Raw genomic sequence first — 18,315 nt, 5'->3', positions numbered from 1 at the left:
TAATTAAAGAGCTCGCTCGCACAAAGAACCAGCAAAACATGCTTTATTGGTGATAATATGCACCGAATTTACTGGCTAGGGTAGTGAGTTTGGCATATAGACAAAATATGTGCAGGCAATTCTATAGATCGAATAACCTTAAGGAACGAATCTTTAAAACTTTCGCATATAAAGAGTAAATGTACGTGAATAGGTTTAACGTAACGGTTCAAGATACTGTTCATCTTGAACCATCAGCCAGGATGCTTAAGGTTGACTACTAATTATGAGTAATCGAAAAGTCTTCTAGATTATGGCTTTTCACCAGAGTTGATTGAACTCTTATTTTCTTCAACCTCTTTGTCTTGTTCACCATCGCCAACAATATGAGCCACTTTTAGTTTTCGAACTGTATGAATAGTAATCACAGGACCTGAGATGGCATAAAGGTAAAAACCAATGCAGAGGATTAACGCGGGCTGCACCGAAACCACCACAAATATGCCCACGAGCAATAGAATGGCGATAAAATTCACTTTGCCGCGCCAGTCGATCTCTTTGAAGGAGTGATAACGGAAATTACTCACCATTAATAAGCCAGTAGTAGCAGTGATCAATCCTGCAATCCAACTGATATTTTTACCATCGAGGCTATATTGGTTACCGAGCCAAATACTGCCAGCAATGACGGCTGCAGCGGCAGGACTTGCTAATCCTTGGAAGTAACGTTTATCCGCTACACCGACTTGGGTATTAAATCGAGCAAGCCTTAATGCGGCGCCAGCGCAATAGATAAACGCCGCCAACCAACCGACTTTGCCTAAATCCGCCAAGGCCCAATTATAGGCGAGTAGTGCTGGCGCCATCCCAAAGGACACCATATCAGCCATGCTGTCGTATTCGGCACCAAAGTCACTTTGAGTATTAGTCAACCTTGCCACTCGCCCATCGAGACCATCACATATCATGGCCACAAAAATCGCGATCGCAGCTGCTTCGAAGTTAGCATTCATAGAGGCAATCACAGCGTAGAAACCGGAAAACAAGCCTGCGGTTGTGAATAAATTGGGCAGTAAATAGATACCCTTATTCTTTACTGTTTGATTAGAAGAATTTTGCATACACTTATAAAGCTATGAGCAGGAATGGAAGTAGGCTTCAAGATAGCATATTTTACTATCATGTCGATGGGTGCCCTAAGGGATGATGTTTATGTTAATGAAAACAAATTTAAGCGTGGTATTTTTAGGTTTTGTATGCCTAGTGCTGCTCACACAACCCGTGCTGGCGGGCGCTATTTACACTTGGGTCGATAAGAACGGGGTGACTCATTACAGTCAACAACCACCGACTCAGGAACAACAAGCGCAGCAGTTGAATAGCAATGATCTTGAACCGAGTAAAATTGGCTATATAGCTCCCGTTAAAAAGGAAGCGCCTCCTGAAATGTCTGAGTCCGAAAAATCGGCGGCTTTAATTAAAGAGAAAGATGCCAAGCAAGCAGAAGCAATTTGTGAAAACGCTAAACATAATTTAGATGTGTTAACGACCCATACAAAACTCACCCGCCAAGAAAACAGTAATAAAGAACCTGTCGCGATGACAGAAGAAGAGCGCCAAGCTGCAATTACAGAAAATCAGCAACGGATTACACTTTTCTGCGATAAAAAATAAGCTAAACACTTAAGTAGACTTCCATAAAAAATCGCACAAAAGTCTCTAGGGCGTGTTGACATTTCAGGGTTACTTTTGCAGCAATTTGGCTGGCTTTTATGCAAGGCAAAGTCCGTACAGTGTAGTTATTCTACATAAACGGACGATAACGCGGCAGAAAAGCCAACCAAATGCTGCCCGAAGGGTTCGTCTGGCAAGCCCTTGCTCTTTGTCACTTGTCATTTGAGTAGAATAACTACACATCATTCCTCGTTTCGCGAGCACGTACTTGCCAGAACGAACAAAATCTAATCTCGAAACGTCAACACGCCCTAATGTAACCCATTAAAATGGATATAAAAAGCCGAAGTCTTGGACTTCGGCTTTTGGTTTTGATCTCAAGATAATTACCACGGCACGGTTTTGAGCAATGTTATTGCTCAAATACCAGTTCACCATCCACACAGCTGACCTTGATAGGTTTGCCGGGTAACAAATCACCACGTAGTAATTTTTGTGCTAGCGGATTTTCCACCTCTTGTTGCAAGGCACGTTTCAGCGGTCTTGCTCCATAGACAGGATCGAAGCCAATTTCAGCGATAAGCGATAATGCATCGTCGGTGATCTCCAGGGTATAGTCTTTCTCCGCCAAACGCTTACGTAACGAAGCAATTTGTATAGAAGCAATATGCTTGATATTTTCAGCATCCAAGGGATGGAATACCACAGACTCATCGATCCGGTTCAAGAACTCGGGTCTAAAGCTATGGGTTACCACATTCATCACCGCGCTCTTCATTTCACTGTAACTTAGGTGGCCAAATTCTTCTTGAATAATGTCAGAACCTAAGTTCGAGGTCATGATGATAACCGTATTTCTAAAGTCGACGGTGCGACCTTGACCATCGGTTAAGCGGCCATCATCCAGCACTTGCAGCAAAATGTTAAACACGTCAGGGTGCGCCTTCTCCACCTCATCAAGCAAAATCACCGAATAAGGCTTACGACGAACAGCTTCAGTTAAGTAACCACCCTCTTCATAACCAACATATCCTGGAGGCGCCCCAACTAAGCGGGAAACCGCGTGTTTCTCCATAAATTCAGACATGTCGATGCGTACTAAGGCCGATTCCGTATCGAAGAGGAACTTAGCCAGTGATTTACATAGCTCAGTTTTACCCACACCAGTTGGCCCTAAGAACAGGAACGAACCAATAGGACGATTTGGATCGGCAAGCCCTGCGCGACTACGGCGTATCGCATTGGCGACCGCATCTACAGCTTCATTTTGGCCAATCACCCGCTCATGCAGTGCAACTTCCATTTGCAGCAGTTTTTCACGCTCGCCTTCGAGCATCTTAGATACAGGAATGCCCGTTGCCTTAGACAACACTTCGGCAATCTCTAAGTCAGTGACTTTATTACGTAGCAGTGTCATATCCTGCATTTCAGCTTGCGATGCTAAGTCCAGTTGCTTTTCAAGCTCTGGAATACGGCCATATTGCAGCTCGGACATACGCGTTAAATCACCGGCGCGGCGCGCGACCTCTAAATCCATCCGCGCTTGTTCCAAATCAGCTTTAATATGCTGAGTGCCCGCAAGGGCGGCCTTCTCGGTACGCCAGATTTCGTTCAGCTCCGATGCCTTAGCTTCTACTTCGCGCAATTCCTCTTGCAGATGATCTAGCCTGCGACGGCTCGCCTCGTCATTTTCTTTGGCTAATGCCTGCTCTTCCAGTTTTAGCTGGATAGCACGGCGCTCCAATCTGTCGAGGGATTCAGGCTTAGAATCCATCTGCATACGGATGCTCGATGCCGCCTCATCAATTAAGTCGATGGCTTTATCGGGTAATTTACGGTCCGACACATAACGGTGCGACATGGTAGCCGCAGCCACAATCGCTGGATCGGTAATTTCCACATGATGATGCAGCTCATAACGCTCTTTGAGACCACGCAAAATCGCGATGGTGTCTTCAACGCTTGGCTCATCCACTAATACTTTTTGGAAACGACGCTCAAGGGCGGCATCTTTTTCAATATATTGACGATACTCGTCGAGAGTCGTCGCCCCTACGCAGTGAAGATCGCCACGGGCCAAGGCAGGTTTTAACATATTGCCCGCATCCATGGCGCCATCGCCTTTACCCGCGCCCACCATAGTGTGCAGCTCGTCGATAAAGAGGATCACTTGGCCTTCTTCCTGTGCCAGTTCGTTAAGCACGGCTTTTAAGCGCTCTTCAAACTCACCACGATATTTAGCGCCCGCAATTAATGCGCCCATATCTAAGGATAAAACACGTTTATTTTTAATACCTTCAGGCACTTCACCGTTCACAATGCGCTGAGCAAGCCCTTCAACAATCGCAGTTTTACCCACGCCAGGCTCACCAATCAACACAGGGTTGTTTTTACTACGACGTTGCAGCACTTGAATGGTGCGGCGGATTTCATCGTCACGGCCAATCACAGGGTCGAGTTTGCCCTGTTCGGCACGCTCGGTAAGATCGACGGTAAACTTTTTCAGCGCTTGGCGTTGGTCTTCCGCATTGGGATCATCCACATTCTGACCACCACGCACTTGCTCAATGGTTTGCTCCATTAGCTCTTTGGTCGCGCCAGATTTTTTCAAGCATTGTGCTAACGAATCGCTGCCCTCAAGCGCCGCGAGAACGAACAATTCGCTGGAGATATATTTGTCTTTACGCTTTTGCGCCAATTTATCGCAAAGGTTTAATAAACGAATTAATCCTTGGGATAACTGCACATCGCCGCCAGTGCCCTCAACTTGGGGAAGACGCTCAAGCTCTTGGCTCAAGAGCGAGCGCAGCGCACTCACCCGAATGCCAGCTTGGGTTAATAAAGGATGGATAGAACCAGAATCCTGGTTAAGCAGCGCCATCATCAAATGTAACGGTTCGATAAACTGATGATCACGCCCCAGCGCGAGCGACTGGGCATCTGAGATGGCAAGCTGAAATTTATTGGTCATACGATCGAGTCGCATACAGCCTCCTAAAACTCACAAATGAGGTATAACATTTTGTTAGTTAAAAGATGGGGGCTATTTAACCGATTTCAAGCAAGACGACGGGAAATTAATACAATTTGTAGGGGAATAAACCTAAGATTTAAGCCAGATCAATGAAGCCATGCGGCCAGTGATATGATCGCGGCGATAAGAGAAATAATCTGGGCTAGATACAGTGCAAATATCGGCGCTGTAGACTTGGGTAATCCCAAGTTTGTTTAAGCGCAGTTTGGCTAATCCAATAATATTCGCGAGGTATTTATTAGGCTTAGTTGCCTGACATTGAGCGACAAAGCAGTTTGCAGCGTTAGGATCTGTTGCCATAAAGGCTGCACGCACCTCGGCACCCACCTCAAAAGTCTTAGGCCCGATAGCAGGCCCTAAATAGGCAATCAGCTCACTCGGCTTAGAGGAAAATTTTGCCACACTAGCCTCAATCACCCCATCACATAGTCCGCGCCAGCCGGCATGAGCCGCCGCAACTTCAGTCCCTTGTTTATTACACAAAAGCACCGGCAAGCAATCAGCGGTCATCACCACGCAAACTCGTCCGGCAAGATTGGTATAGCTAGCGTCAGCAATATGGGGATGAGAAACTGAAATACTCGCTTGCTGAGCCAGAGCTTCTGGCGCTAATTCAACAGATTTGATATCAGCTAAATCAATTACATGAGTACCATGAACCTGTTCTAACCACACAGGCTCAGTAGCGAGCCCTAACCGTTTCGCCAAAATGCCACGATTAGCCAATACCTGCTGCGACGCATCCCCCACATGCAACCCTAAATTCAGGCTGTCGTAGGGCGTGAGACTCACACCGCCATGGCGGTCAGTCATCGCAATTGCCACATTATCCGGTACAGGCCAATCGTGAAACAGCATAGCTTAGTACTCGATCGGATTTTCTAAGGTGTCTTGACGCAACGCTTTGGTCAGAATCACCATGTCTTCTGGGATAGGCGCCTGCCAGCTCATGATTTCACAGGTGACAGGATGCGCTAATTCCAAACGCACCGCATGAAGCGCTTGGCGTTTAAAGTTTTTCAAAATCTCGAAAAACTCAGGACTTGCCGCTTTCGGCGGTTTTGGACGACCACCATAAACGGGATCGCCAACCAGCACATGACCAATATACGCCATATGTACACGAATTTGGTGAGTACGGCCCGATTCTAAACGTAATCTTAAACGGGTGTGATTACGGAATTTTTCCGCCACACGGTAATGGGTCACCGCGGGTTTACCCGAATGATGCACCGCCATATGAGTACGTTTTGTCGGATGACGGCCAATAGGCTCATCGACTGTACCGCCCGCCGTCATAGTGCCCAGCACGATCGCCTCGTACTCACGGGTGATTTCTCGCGCCTGCAAGGCTGCAACCAAATGTGTTTGCGCTTCAACCGTTTTGGCCACCACCATCAAACCTGTGGTGTCTTTATCCAAACGGTGCACAATACCTGCACGTGGCACGTGCTCAATATTTGGGCAATGATGCAGCAATGCGTTCATCAGAGTACCATCGGCATTGCCAGCACCAGGGTGAACCACTAGGCCCGCTTGTTTATTGATGACTAAAATATCATCGTCTTCATAGACAATATCCAACTCAATCGCTTGCGCAGCCGCATGCACTTCCTCTTCGAGCGTGGCATTAATTTCAATTTGCTGCAGCTCAAAAACCTTTTCGCGTGGCTTGTTTACCATCAAGCCATCAACATAGACTGCATCAGATAGGATCCATTCCTTGATGCGCGTGCGCGAGTAATCTGGAAACAACTCAGCCAGTGCTTGATCCAATCTCAGGCCAGTTTGTGTTGCCGAAATCTCGCTTTTTAGATTAATCTCTTGTGTCATAGGAACCGTATCCCCATTTTGGGGTCAAAAAATGTGTGCTATCTGTTACAATCGAATGCTTTCTATTTTATCGTGAAATGGAAAAATTCTTAACTACAACTTATAAAGAATTGAATTCAAGTATGTATAAATTCTCCAAAGGCTTAACCTTAGTCCTATTTTCACTAGCGTTATCAGCCTGTAGTAGCAGTCCTGAAGATAACGACATTGCCGCCAAAACCTCGCCTGACGAGCTTTATTCTCAGGCAAGAACCTCCATGGAGCTTGGCAATTACTCTAAAGCTGTCCGTTCATTGGAGGCGTTAGACTCTCGCTTCCCGTTCGGACCACATAAAACTCAGGTGCAATTAGATCTGATTTATGCTTATTACAAAATGGACGATGTTGCCTCTGGTATTGCTAACATTGACAGATTCATCCGTTTAAACCCAACTCACCCAAATATTGATTATGTCTACTATATGCGAGGACTCGTCAATATGCAGGCGGATAGCTATTTATTCCATGATATGTTGAATATCGATAGAACCGATCGCGATCCGAAAAATGCCCAAGACGCCTTTAAGGATTTTGATCGTCTAATCAAAACTTACCCCAACAGCAAATATGCCGCTGATGCGCAAAAACGCATGTTATCGCTGAAAAACCGTTTAGCAAAATACTCCATTCAAGTTGCTGAATACTATATCAAAATGAATGCTTGGAGTGCTGCGGCCGTTCGTGCACAATCTGTGTTAGAAACATATCCTGGCACACCGTCAACTGAGCGGGCTCTGGAGATCATGGCAGAAGCTTATGGCGAGTTAGGTCAGAACCAACTGAAGCAAAACGTGCTAATGGTAATGCAAGCTAACTTCCCAAACAATGAAATCTTATCGAACTAAGTATAAATGCCCCTTCTAAGGGGCATTTTTTTGTCCTTAACAGTTCGTTTTTGCGTTTATTTCTCCTTTTATCACACAGATTATTTTTCCTCATCACCACAGAAAGACTCAATAAACACACGATTCGCGTAAAACTTATCCAACCGCGTCACTTTTTACATTATTTAGTAAAAATCAGTTGACTCAAAAGCCGAAAAGCCTTTAAATTGCGCCCGTCGCCCGAATAGCTCAGTCGGTAGAGCAGAGGATTGAAAATCCTCGTGTCCCTGGTTCGATTCCGGGTTCGGGCACCATCTTTAAATTGGTGGCCTTAGCGATCAGTGTTAAAGAATTGCAATTAAGTACAGTGCAGGTGTGGTGGAATTGGTAGACACGCCAGCTTCAGGTGCTGGTGCCCTTGCGGGCGTGGAGGTTCAAGTCCTCTCACCTGTACCAAATTGCAGTTCAACTTAATTCGACAAACTGTCGAATACCAATGCAGATGTGGTGGAATTGGTAGACACGCCAGCTTCAGGTGCTGGTGCCCTTGCGGGCGTGGAGGTTCAAGTCCTCTCATCTGTACCAACACTTAAACCTCGCTTAGCGAGGTTTTTTTGTATTTGTAATTTTATTTCCTTAAATATCCAGCCTATTTTGTCATATTTGCTATAACTATTCATACAGACTCATCATGGACTGCCCGAGCTCTGCCTAAAAGACTCCCTTAGCACAAAGAGGAACTCCATATGAATGGTCTTCAAATTAAACAAAAAATGTTTATTGGCATTCTCGCGCCGCTCCTAATGCTAGTAACGATTGGTATTATCGCCATCAATATGATGGGTAAAATCCAGCAGAGCGTTGAACGAATCTATAACGACAGAATCGTACCAATTGATGATCTTAAAGTCATTGCAGATAAATATGCGGTCGATGTCATTGATGCGGTGAATAAAGCCAATGCCGGTGGATTTAGCGCTTCACAAGCGGCGAATGCGCTTGAAAGTGCGAACTCCGCGATCAATCAGCATTGGCCAAAATACCTTGCAACTGAACTAACCCAAGAAGAATCTCAACTTACACTGCAAGCTGAACGGTTGTTTTTACCAGCCAATCAACAAATTGAGCAACTCATAGCGCATCTTAGAAACTTTAATGGCGACTTAGCTCATCAACTTAATGACAAGATATTACCGCTTTACCAAGCAATAGACCCTATCAGTGGAAAAATATCAGAACTTATCGAACTGCAAATCAAAATTGCAGATCAGGAAAGAGCGGCAGCAAAGGAGCTTTACTCCTCTTCGATTGCGATATTTGTCACGCTCGCAGGATTTGCGATGTTGCTCAGTATCTTAATTGGCCTTTGGGTTAATCGCAGTGTAATGAATCCCATCAACGACATTGTGAGTAATTTAAAAACAATCCGCCAAGACTCCGATCTTACCGTTAAATTTCGTACTTTTAACGATGATGAACTCGGGCTTATCTCAACTAGCCTCACTCAAGTGATTGATCATTTGAGAGGAATTTTGCAATCTATCACCGAAGCGGCTAACACAGTAAATAGCTCTGCAACTGACCTTAGTAGCTTCACTCAAGCAACCAATAAACGTATGCAGCAACAACAAGCAGAAACCGAGCAAACTGCAACTGCGATGAATGAAATGACGGCTACGGTGGCAGAAGTGGCTCAAAGCACTTCTGCAGCAGCAGATTCGGCAAAGAATGCGGATACTTATGCTGCGAATGGCAATCGCATCGTCATCGACTCAATTAGCAGCATGTCTCAACTCTCGGAACAAATTCAAAAAACAGCGCAAGTTATTGGATTTTTATCTAATGAGAGTCAAAACATAGGCCGAGTTTTAGATGTGATTAAAAGCATTGCCGAACAAACCAATTTACTGGCATTAAATGCAGCGATCGAAGCAGCACGCGCAGGTGAACAGGGCCGAGGTTTTGCGGTTGTCGCCGATGAAGTCAGAACATTAGCTCAACGCACGCAAAAATCCACCCAAGAAATTGAAGCAATGATTGCAACGCTACAACAAGGCGTTAAAGAAGCGGTTAGTGCGATGGAAGTTGGCATCAAACAAGTCGATGATGCCAACAATAAAGCGAATCAAGCTGGCCAAGCGCTAAAAGAAATTGTCGCTTCAGTAGATAACATCGCAGAACTTAATTCCCATATTGCAACCGCGGCAGAAGAACAAAGCAGTGTGGCCGAAAACATAAATCGTAGCATAATCGCGATCAGTGACATTACCGACGATGCGACTCGCTCCGCACTTGAATTAAGTGAGTCTGTGATAAACCTAACCAAACTGGCTAACAGTATGCGCTCTCAAGTCAGTGCTTTTAGACTTTAATAACAATAGCGGCGTGCTTATTCGCACGCCGCTTATTTACTCAATGGCAAACTGAGTCAGAAAAATCATAGCACACTCAAATCACACAACATTAAGATAATGTTTATCTCGGACAGATTGATGCGACCTCTTCTACTGTTAGCATCCGACTCTCACCAGGGCTTAAAGCTTCATCCAGTGTAATATCGCCAATGGAAAGGCGATGTAACTCCACCACAGGATTACGAAAACGCCCAAACATCCGTTTGATTTGATGGTATTTTCCTTCATTCAGAGTCACTTCGGCTAGATGAGAATCTAAGATCACAAGCTTTGCTGGCTGAGTGATAATATCTTCAAACGCAAAATACATGCCCTGAGCGAATGCTGCGATATACTCCTCACTCAAAGGATTGGCTAAAGTTACCCGATACACTTTATCCACTTTTTGTTCAGGTGACATTAACGCCTCAGACCAACGACTATCATTGGTGAGCAGCAATAAACCCGATGAATTTAAATCCAAGCGGCCCGCGATATGCAGCTCATGGCGAGTTTCACAATCGAGCAAATCAATCACAGTGCGATGCTCTCTATCTTGGGTGGCACTGACTACGCCAACAGGTTTATGCATCATCAAATACATGGGGTGATTGGCTTGCAATATGTGCCCATCAAACACGATATGGGTAAATTCATCCACCTGCAGATCGAGCGCTTTGGCAGGGATGCCATCCACATACACTCGCTCTGCAAGCAAAAGCGCTCGCACCGCTTTGCGGTGAATTTGCAACTTAGTTGCAAGGTATCTATCAAGGCGACCACGTTTAGATTGCATAGCTAACTTTACGACTCAAAATCAAGATAACGGTGCGATTCGGTAAGCGCAGCGACGGGCCCCTTCGACAATATGCTCTTCGCGACTCACACTGGCGACATCGGCAAACAATTGCTGGAATAATTGCAGTTCTGAGCGACAAAAATTTTGGCATTTCGTTGCCGCGCTACAGATAGGGCAATGATTTTCAAACAACCAGAACACCCCATCCATTTCCCCCTGCGATGCCATATAGCCCTCAAGGGTTCGCAGCTCCGCCAGTTTAGCGAGACGACTCGCAATATCGGCCATACCAAGCATTGCCGCACTATACTGCTGCATCGCAGTGTGTTCGCGGTGTTCGATCAGTTTTTCTAACCCCTGATCGCCAAATATCATTTTAACGGAATCAATCAATTGCAAACTGAGTTCACTGTGACGGTCGGCAAAATGTGTCCGGCTCTGTTCCGTGAGTCCCCAATATCGTGTTGGGCGGCCACGACCTTCGACTCTATCTTCAATATCGACATCACCCGACTCTTCTAAGGCTTGCAAATGCTGGCGAACCCCCATGGTCGTTAATGCCAACTCTTCAGCTAAGGTCTTAGCCGTTAACGGGCCATGCAATTTGAGTAATTGAATAATCTTATCAGTGGTTTTCATATGCGCTCTCCGCTCTTCGCCGCAGATTATCCCTTAATCGCCCATCTTTTAACAGAATAAATAAAGTTTTTTATTTATTTTATCCTTTACAAGATTAAATAAAGTAATTACCTTACAAATAATTTATAAACAAATAGGTTTACATAATGAAGTTACTCATCGTCAGCACCAGCCAAAGATCCAACTCGCAAAGCACTAAAGTGGCAAGATATATCACCGAGAATCGTTTTTTAGCACCGCATTCGGAAGGCTACGAGGCTATCCATCATTTAGAACTTTGTAAGTTCAACCTGCCATTTTGGGATGGTGAAGAAGACAACAAGGGCGAGCATTGGCCAGAAATAGCACTAAAAGTGGCACAGGCAGACGCGCTGATCCTGATCACGCCAGAATGGGGCGGAATGGCTTCGCCGCTTCTGAAGAACTTTTTATTGATGTGTAGCCGCCAAGAAACGGCCCATAAACCAGCCTTGTTGATCTCAGTATCCAGCGGTATTAGCGGTACTTATCCTATTGTTGAGGTCAAAATGAATGCATTAAAAAACAATAAATTGGTCCCTATTCCTGACCACTTAATTATTCGTGATGTTGAGAATGTGCTCAATACAACGCCCCAAGGTGCACGCAATATCGCCTTAAGAGAGAGAATGGAATACAGCCTGTTTATGTTGCACCAATACGGCCAAGCATTAGCACCGATTCGCCAACGCCATATTCATCAATCCTACCCCAAGCAACAGGAGTACTGCTACGGTATGTAAGCCGCTTGGATGAATAACACTTATAATAAGGAACGCATTATGATCCATTTAGAGCACATCAACCTCGTCGTCGACGATATCCCTAAAGCATTAACCTTTTACCAAGCCGCATTCCCCCATTGGCGTGTTCGCGGTGGTGATAAAGGAACATGGTATGGAAAGCCCCGCAATTGGATCCATTTTGGTGATGATTATCAATATATTGCTTTTAGTGATAACGGCGAAGGTGAAAACCGCGATTTAACGGGTCATCAAATTGGATTAGCTCATTTTGCCTTTGTCGTAAGTGATTTAGATGCCGTCATTACCAGACTGACTCAAGCAGGTTTTCCGATAGCAAAAGAGGGGATGGAAGATCCCTATCGCCGCAATATTTACTTTTTTGATGCCCACGGATTTGAGGTCGAGTTTGTAGAGTATCTGAGTGATATTCCAGCAGAGCGAAATTGCTATTAAATCCTAAATGTACTAAGGCGCAGGTATAGGATAACTCTGTATTTTGCGCCATATCTCTTGTACAGACTATTCCCTAAAAATCGTTACATTGAGAGGCTAACCCGCTAAACTAGCACGCTATCCGACTCTTGATTTTTAAACTTTCGATTAGTAAATAAGACGATGACAACACCCTATTGTTATTCCACAACTTACATCTTAGATAAAGCGCATTTTGAAGAATGTTATACCCAGTCCGTTAAAACCGATCCCACACTCAAACCTTACTATAAAGCTATGGGATTTGGGCTCATTGGTATTGCACTGATTTTTGCGGATTTCAGCCTCTATCTAGCCTATTTCTTTGTTGGGCTCGGGGTGATTGAAGCATTAAATGTAAAATACAACAAAGCGTGGTGGTTGATGCGGCAAATGATGAGCAAAGCCGCCAATAATGAAGTGACACTTATTGTTGATGAGCAAGGTATCCACACAAAATCACAATATGTAAACGCTCAAATTCTCTGGACGGATATTTATCGTATTGTGCAAACGGATAAAGGGTTCCTAATAACCCATAAAACGGGGACCAGTTATATCTCTAACCGTAGCCTAGATGATGTCTGTATCGGATTTATCCAAACCAAAATCTGATATTGGAAATTTTAAATTACTGACTCATCAAAAATGAAAAAGGCTGAATAATTCAGCCTTTTTGCTTAAATGAAGAACCACATATTAGCTCTTAGGCTTAAGCTCACCTATCGGCAAAATCGTGCGACCATATTCATTATTAAGCACTTGCGCCATGGCAAAGTAAATCGCACTCGCGCCACAGATAATCCCTTCAAAACCGGCGATAGTGCCAATTAGCACGCTGCCAGTAAAATCTCTTGCCGCCAGAAGGAAGAATAGAATCGTCAGCGAGGCAAACACAAACTGCTTAGCCCTTGGATAACGTAACGATCCCACAAACATGAAGGCTGTAAAAATTCCCCACAGGGTTAAGTACCACCCCATAAAATAGGTTGGACTCGCCGCAACCCCAGCATTTGGCATCAAAATAAGCCCAACTAAGGTCAACCAGAATAAACCGTAAGAGGTAAAGGCAGTTGTGCCGAAGGTATCACCGCGCATAAAACACATAATACCCACGATAATTTGACCCAGTCCGCCATAGAAAATCCCCATAGCTAAAATCATCGAGTCAATCGGAAAGTATCCCGCATTATGAATGTTTAGCAGGATAGTCGTCATACCAAAGCCCATTAAACCTAATGGAGCAGGATTCGCCAGTTTTGTCGACACAGAAAGTCCCCAAAATAAATAAGTAAATTTCAGTACAGTGATTTGTACTTCTAGTTCGATAAAAAGCGGCGAATTTTAGATAACAATGAAATGGATCACAACCTAAATCTGATTACTGTAAGATATCGAAATATTTTAACTTAAAATCATATACATATAAAAAATTAAAATCAAAAAACTAACAGTTCAAAAATTAACCTCTTAAGATTCAACCATCTATAAAATGCTTGTATAAATAGTGCGCTAACTCTTATTTAAATAGCATTCTTGCTGTAGCGCAAACTTCACATATTTCCACCATAAAAAGCTTACTCACTAAACGGAGATAAACCATCAAAAAGATTAACTTCATCCCATAAACCTAACAAAGTTGATATAAGTCTACTTTTAGAAAAATTCATAACATTGACTCCCCCAACCATAAATGAAACTTTGAGGCTAAAAGGAAGTCGTAGTAAAACAGACTAAGCTCCGCTATGGAAAATTCAGGAAATCAAAGCACGTTGCGACGTATTTTGCCTTGAAATGGTAAGCTGCACAGCCCCGAACTGCTCATAAAACAACCAAATTAATGCGGCAAAAATGGCTCACCAAATTAGCGAAAAATTATTTATATCTAAAAAATAATAGCAATGATAGATTGCTATCTGTTGACGCAGCGGCATGATGGGAAACCAGTTAGGCTGTTGTTAACTATCAATAACTAAAGGAAATAAAATGAAGACGTTATCAGCTGTAATCACACTCTCTGCGCTAATGAGTTTCGCAAGCTTTGCCGAAGAATCGACACTTCCCCCTGCGCCTGCAAATGATATCGCTCAACTGACTGAAGTGTGCCAACAAATGGCCTCAGAAGATCAGATTGAAAATGCCGAGCTTAAGCAATATGTCCTCGACTGCGTCAATGACCAGCTAACTGAAATGGGCTATCAGACAGTAAAAGAACTCAATTAATCGGTTTTACTTCCTTTAGCCTGTGGCTCTAATTAGGCTTCATCGTGTGTTACGAATGCCATTCCCACAGTGAATGGCATTTTATTTGCTCAAAAAACCTGTTTTCGCAACTCCCACTGTAAAAAAGCAAAACAATACCGATACAAATTGCCAATATAGCCTAAAGCGCTAAACAACCGCATTTTATACTTTTATTCCTCCTTTCAACTGATTACGTTTCCTACATATATGCTATTTGTATGATATCTGTATCATTTTGCATCTCCACAGGTGAAATCGATGTGGAATTCAGCATAAAATGCTAATCTGTTGCCCATTACCGACTGACATTAAACCCGAACGCAAAATCATGTATCGAACATTATTAATCTTACTCGCCGCACTCAGCCTGCCTTCAATCGGGGTGGCAAAAGAGCCGTGCGTAACTAAAGATGAATGCATTGAAATGCGCAATTGGGACTTAGGCGTGGCAATAGGCTGGGGGCAAAAAACTAATCCGCTTAGGGATTTTGATGATATTCCGGTCTTTTTTATCCCGACAGTTGCTTACTATGGTGAGCATTGGTTTTTTGATAATGGCAACTTAGGGTATAGCCTAGTTGAACAGCAATATTTCAGCTTAAACTTAGTCACCAGCTATAGCATGGACAGAGCTTATTTCTATCGCTGGGATCCTTCAAATATCTTTTTAAAACGCAGCACACAAGACGGGGTAAGAATGTTCGACACCCCAGCAGTGATAAACGCTGAACCTGAACCAGTGTTTAATTCCTTAGAATCGCGCAATTTTACCTTGTTAGGTGGCGCTGAAGCATTTATTTATACCCCATTAGGTGTAGTTAGGTTAGCCTACACCCATGATATGTTTAATGTGCATCAAGGTGCTGAAGCACAAATAAAATGGACCTATGGCTGGCATTTTACTCGCTGGGTCTTTGATATGTCACTCGTCCTTGATTGGAAAAGCACTAATGTGGTTGACTATTATTATGGCGTTCGCCCGAGTGAAAATGACTATTGGAGCCAACATTACCATGCTGATGCAGGCTGGGATAAAGGGGTCGAAATGACAGCCCGTTATATCTTAACAGATAATTGGGATATGCTATTTGCATTCCGCTACACTCAAATTGCAGATGAAATTGCCGCCAGTCCCTTGCTCGATCAAGACTATAGCAGCACATATTTTATTGGCGCAGCGTATAGGTTTTAATTCGAGTGACTCCCCTTCAGATCAGGATGCTGTACATCTTGGGCCTAAGCGTAAGCTTGATGGGGTCCTTTAAGGTACTTGCGGCACCAAATGAAGAGTCAAAATTAAAGCTAACCCCTGAAATCTGTATTACAGGGGATGAAAACCAAGCTTGCGAGATCCATGTAGAATTACAGTGGCAACTCGCCAAAAACGAGCTGGTGTGTATCTTGTCTGATAATAACGCCTATCCTAAATGGTGCAGCGAATCACTAGAACAACACAAAATGACATTGAGTGTCAGCACGCAAAGCGATATTCACTTTGTTTTAGTCAGTAAAGAAACCAATCAAACACTGGCTGGAGCCAAATTAAAAATCACGTCGACCTCGCAGCCTCAGGTGCGCAGACGTTACCGTAACCCTTGGAGTTTATTTTAATGACGAATCCACAATCACCCCACAGAGTGTTATTGGTTGAAGACGATGTCCGTCTTGCGAATTTAATCGTAGATTATTTGAAATCCCACGGCATGCACGTTGAAGTAGAACGTCGTGGCGACACAGTGTTAACCCGCTTAATCAACTATAAGCCTGATATCATACTGTTAGACATTATGTTACCAGGGATTGATGGCTTAAGCCTGTGTGAAAAGTTACCCGATTACTTTGCCGGCCCTATCCTGCTGATGAGTGCCTTAGGTTCGAGCGAAGATCAGATCAAAGGGCTAGAACTCGGCGCCGACGACTATGTCGTCAAACCCGTCGATCCTGCACTGCTTGTTGCTCGAATTAACAACCTATTGCGCCGCCAAAACCAACCGCCTCAGGCCGAATCCCATTGCCTGACCTTTGGTAAACTCAGTATCGATCCCCATACCCATGCGATTAGGCTCGACAACAAAGAAGTCGACCTCACCAGCCATGAGTTCGAACTCCTATGGTTACTGGCATCACAGGCAGGACAGGTGCTGAGCCGTCAGTACATTTATCAATTACTGCTTAATATTGATTTTGATGGTAAAGACAGAAAAATTGATGTGCGGATCTCAAGACTTCGCAAAAAGCTCAACGATAATATTGAGACACCTTTTAGAATTAAAACCGTTTGGGGACAAGGCTACCTCTTTGCCCCAGAGGCTTGGAACAACTAAGTACTACCGTGAAACGTCTCTTTATCAGCTTATATTTACTGCTGAGCCTCAGTTTTCTGGGCATAGGCTGGACATTGGACAGCCTGTGGAAGAAAAATGTTGATGAAAATAATCCCTTAGATGCTCCTCTGGTCGCATTTGCCCAGCTGTTAACCCAGCTACCAGAGGAGAGTCGTCAAGACTACTTAAGCGCACTGCCAACCGATCCCCAGCTGCCGTTAAACCTGCTGAGTCCAGATCAAATTGCATTGCCAAAAGATCAAATTATCACCCCCAATCACCTAGTCACCACGACAACCAGTGAAGGTGAGCAATTCCAGTTTATTCAAGTAGGCGAACAAGTGTTGATGGCGGGCCCTATCGAGATAGACCCAAGAGCCGATCTGCGTAATTTATTCACCCTATTTTTCTATTTGTCGCTGGCATTCGTGGCGCTAATTTGGGTTGGGCCACTCTCGCGGGATTTAAGTATTCTGCGTAAAGCCACCAAGGATTTTGGCGAAGCTAAGTGGGATACTCGCATTAACCTCTCTAACCGCTCTCAAGTAAAACCCTTAGCTAATACCTTTAATGAAATGGCGCGTCATATCAGCGCGTTAATTGAAAACCAAAAACATCTTTCCAATGCAGTTTCCCACGAAATACGCACCCCTCTGGCGCGGCTAAAATTCGCCCTCGCCTTAATGCCCATGTACTGCAAACCCGACTCTGACGAACAAACACGTCAGGATTTTCTCAATGAAATGCAGCTCGACATTAAGGAAATGGAAAACCTACTGCAGGAATTACTCACCTACGCCAGTTTAGAATCCCAGCGTGAAGGTATACCTTTGGATGAATACGACCTTATCACCCTGATTAACCAGTGCATTAAGCGCTTAAGTACATTAAGTGAAACCCCAATAACCTTACATGCAGATATGGACGCTTTACCCTTGGTCGGTGAACCCGCTCTGATTGAACGTGCTCTGCAAAATCTACTGACCAATGCGCAACGTTTTGCTCGCCATCAAATCTTGATTGAAGTTAGCCAAACCCCGCAACGGGTAACCTTAAGTGTAAGTAATGATGGGGAACCGATTCCAGAGGTGGATTTACCTAAGGTGTTTGAGCCCTTCTATCGCAGCCAATCGGTGCAAAATGGTAACAAAGGTCATGGATTAGGCCTGGCGATCATCAAGCGGATCATTCAGCGCCATCAGGGAGAGGTGAGTGTAAGCAGTAATCCCACTCAAACACGTTTTACCTTAAGTTGGCCAAAGAAGCGGCAAATTTAGCTTCTGTAGTTTGTACTATCG

18 protein-coding genes and 3 tRNA genes are annotated in these 18,315 nt (G+C 44.2%); 14 read left to right on the top strand and 7 right to left on the bottom strand.

Features of this window, described 5'->3' with window-relative positions; genetic code table 11:
* Positions 1-290 precede the first annotated feature (290 nt).
* Entirely contained in the window at positions 291-1,100 is an 810-nt protein-coding gene (gene pssA, locus H9J30_RS10495; RefSeq protein WP_240130979.1) for a CDP-diacylglycerol--serine O-phosphatidyltransferase, read from the bottom strand.
* Positions 1,101-1,191: 91 nt separating this feature from the next.
* Between pssA and H9J30_RS10490 the strand changes: the two genes are divergently transcribed.
* Positions 1,192-1,653, top strand: coding sequence for a DUF4124 domain-containing protein (locus tag H9J30_RS10490; protein WP_427915908.1), 462 nt, complete (start codon positions 1,192-1,194; stop codon positions 1,651-1,653).
* 412 nt (positions 1,654-2,065) lie between these two features.
* On the opposite strand, the gene clpB is transcribed toward H9J30_RS10490, so the two are convergent.
* The 3 genes from clpB to rluD form a co-directional block, all read right to left on the bottom strand.
* Positions 2,066-4,639, bottom strand: coding sequence for an ATP-dependent chaperone ClpB (gene clpB / locus H9J30_RS10485; protein WP_240130978.1), 2,574 nt, complete (start codon positions 4,637-4,639; stop codon positions 2,066-2,068).
* Positions 4,640-4,756: 117 nt separating this feature from the next.
* Positions 4,757-5,545: a peptidoglycan editing factor PgeF gene (gene pgeF, locus H9J30_RS10480; RefSeq protein ID WP_240130977.1), complete on the bottom strand. Its 789-nt coding sequence runs from the start codon at positions 5,543-5,545 to the stop codon at positions 4,757-4,759.
* 3 nt (positions 5,546-5,548) lie between these two features.
* Positions 5,549-6,520 (bottom strand): 23S rRNA pseudouridine(1911/1915/1917) synthase RluD, encoded by a 972-nt coding sequence (rluD, locus tag H9J30_RS10475; protein ID WP_240130976.1) that lies wholly within the window; start codon positions 6,518-6,520, stop codon positions 5,549-5,551.
* Between the two features lie 122 nt (positions 6,521-6,642).
* Here rluD and H9J30_RS10470 point away from each other — a divergent pair, with 122 nt between their 5' ends.
* From H9J30_RS10470 to H9J30_RS10450, 5 genes are all read left to right on the top strand, one after another.
* Complete coding sequence (locus H9J30_RS10470) at positions 6,643-7,404, top strand: outer membrane protein assembly factor BamD (protein ID WP_011073401.1); 762 nt, start codon at positions 6,643-6,645, stop codon at positions 7,402-7,404.
* A 217-nt stretch (positions 7,405-7,621) separates the two neighbouring features.
* Positions 7,622-7,697, top strand: a tRNA-Phe gene (locus tag H9J30_RS10465).
* A 55-nt stretch (positions 7,698-7,752) separates the two neighbouring features.
* Positions 7,753-7,839 (top strand) — tRNA-Leu (locus H9J30_RS10460).
* A gap of 42 nt (positions 7,840-7,881) precedes the next feature.
* A tRNA-Leu gene (locus H9J30_RS10455) sits at positions 7,882-7,968 on the top strand.
* Between the two features lie 161 nt (positions 7,969-8,129).
* The gene (locus tag H9J30_RS10450; protein ID WP_240130975.1) at positions 8,130-9,755 is read left to right on the top strand and encodes a methyl-accepting chemotaxis protein; all 1,626 of its coding nucleotides are present in this window, start codon (positions 8,130-8,132) and stop codon (positions 9,753-9,755) included.
* Positions 9,756-9,858: 103 nt separating this feature from the next.
* Here H9J30_RS10450 and H9J30_RS10445 read toward each other — a convergent pair whose 3' ends face one another.
* Together H9J30_RS10445 and H9J30_RS10440 are read right to left on the bottom strand one after the other, a co-directional pair.
* Entirely contained in the window at positions 9,859-10,572 is a 714-nt protein-coding gene (locus H9J30_RS10445; protein WP_240130974.1) for a pseudouridine synthase, read from the bottom strand.
* A gap of 21 nt (positions 10,573-10,593) precedes the next feature.
* A complete protein-coding gene (locus tag H9J30_RS10440; protein WP_240130973.1) occupies positions 10,594-11,214 on the bottom strand; it encodes a helix-turn-helix transcriptional regulator in 621 nt (206 codons plus the stop codon).
* 146 nt (positions 11,215-11,360) lie between these two features.
* Between H9J30_RS10440 and H9J30_RS10435 the strand changes: the two genes are divergently transcribed.
* The 3 genes from H9J30_RS10435 (at position 11,361) to H9J30_RS10425 (ending at position 13,064) form a co-directional block, all read left to right on the top strand.
* A complete protein-coding gene (locus H9J30_RS10435; protein ID WP_240130972.1) occupies positions 11,361-11,975 on the top strand; it encodes an NADPH-dependent FMN reductase in 615 nt (204 codons plus the stop codon).
* 39 nt (positions 11,976-12,014) lie between these two features.
* Positions 12,015-12,431 carry a VOC family protein gene (locus H9J30_RS10430; protein WP_240130971.1) on the top strand — a complete coding sequence of 139 codons (417 nt, stop codon included), beginning with the start codon at positions 12,015-12,017 and terminating at the stop codon, positions 12,429-12,431.
* Between the two features lie 162 nt (positions 12,432-12,593).
* Positions 12,594-13,064 (top strand): YcxB family protein, encoded by a 471-nt coding sequence (locus H9J30_RS10425; RefSeq protein ID WP_240130970.1) that lies wholly within the window; start codon positions 12,594-12,596, stop codon positions 13,062-13,064.
* 84 nt (positions 13,065-13,148) lie between these two features.
* Here the strand turns inward: H9J30_RS10425 and H9J30_RS10420 are convergent, their stop codons facing one another.
* On the bottom strand, positions 13,149-13,718 hold the full coding sequence (locus H9J30_RS10420) for an acetate uptake transporter (RefSeq protein ID WP_240130969.1): 570 nt from the start codon (positions 13,716-13,718) through the stop codon (positions 13,149-13,151).
* A gap of 717 nt (positions 13,719-14,435) precedes the next feature.
* Here H9J30_RS10420 and H9J30_RS10415 point away from each other — a divergent pair.
* The 5 genes from H9J30_RS10415 (at position 14,436) to H9J30_RS10395 (ending at position 18,294) form a co-directional block, all read left to right on the top strand.
* On the top strand, positions 14,436-14,672 hold the full coding sequence (locus tag H9J30_RS10415; RefSeq protein WP_011073409.1) for a hypothetical protein: 237 nt from the start codon (positions 14,436-14,438) through the stop codon (positions 14,670-14,672).
* A gap of 349 nt (positions 14,673-15,021) precedes the next feature.
* Complete coding sequence (locus H9J30_RS10410; protein ID WP_240130968.1) at positions 15,022-15,885, top strand: MipA/OmpV family protein; 864 nt, start codon at positions 15,022-15,024, stop codon at positions 15,883-15,885.
* Positions 15,886-15,911: 26 nt separating this feature from the next.
* Positions 15,912-16,304, top strand: coding sequence for a DUF3019 domain-containing protein (locus H9J30_RS10405; protein WP_240130967.1), 393 nt, complete (start codon positions 15,912-15,914; stop codon positions 16,302-16,304).
* The gene (locus H9J30_RS10400; protein ID WP_011073412.1) at positions 16,304-17,017 is read left to right on the top strand and encodes a winged helix-turn-helix domain-containing protein; all 714 of its coding nucleotides are present in this window, start codon (positions 16,304-16,306) and stop codon (positions 17,015-17,017) included. The genes H9J30_RS10405 and H9J30_RS10400 overlap by 1 nt, the downstream gene beginning before the upstream one ends.
* An 8-nt stretch (positions 17,018-17,025) precedes the next feature.
* The gene (locus H9J30_RS10395) at positions 17,026-18,294 is read left to right on the top strand and encodes an ATP-binding protein (protein WP_240130966.1); all 1,269 of its coding nucleotides are present in this window, start codon (positions 17,026-17,028) and stop codon (positions 18,292-18,294) included.
* Positions 18,295-18,315 lie beyond the last annotated feature (21 nt).

Source organism: Shewanella cutis, assembly GCF_022410515.1.
GTDB lineage: Bacteria > Pseudomonadota > Gammaproteobacteria > Enterobacterales > Shewanellaceae > Shewanella > Shewanella cutis.
This window is presented reverse-complemented; position numbering and strand designations above follow the sequence as displayed.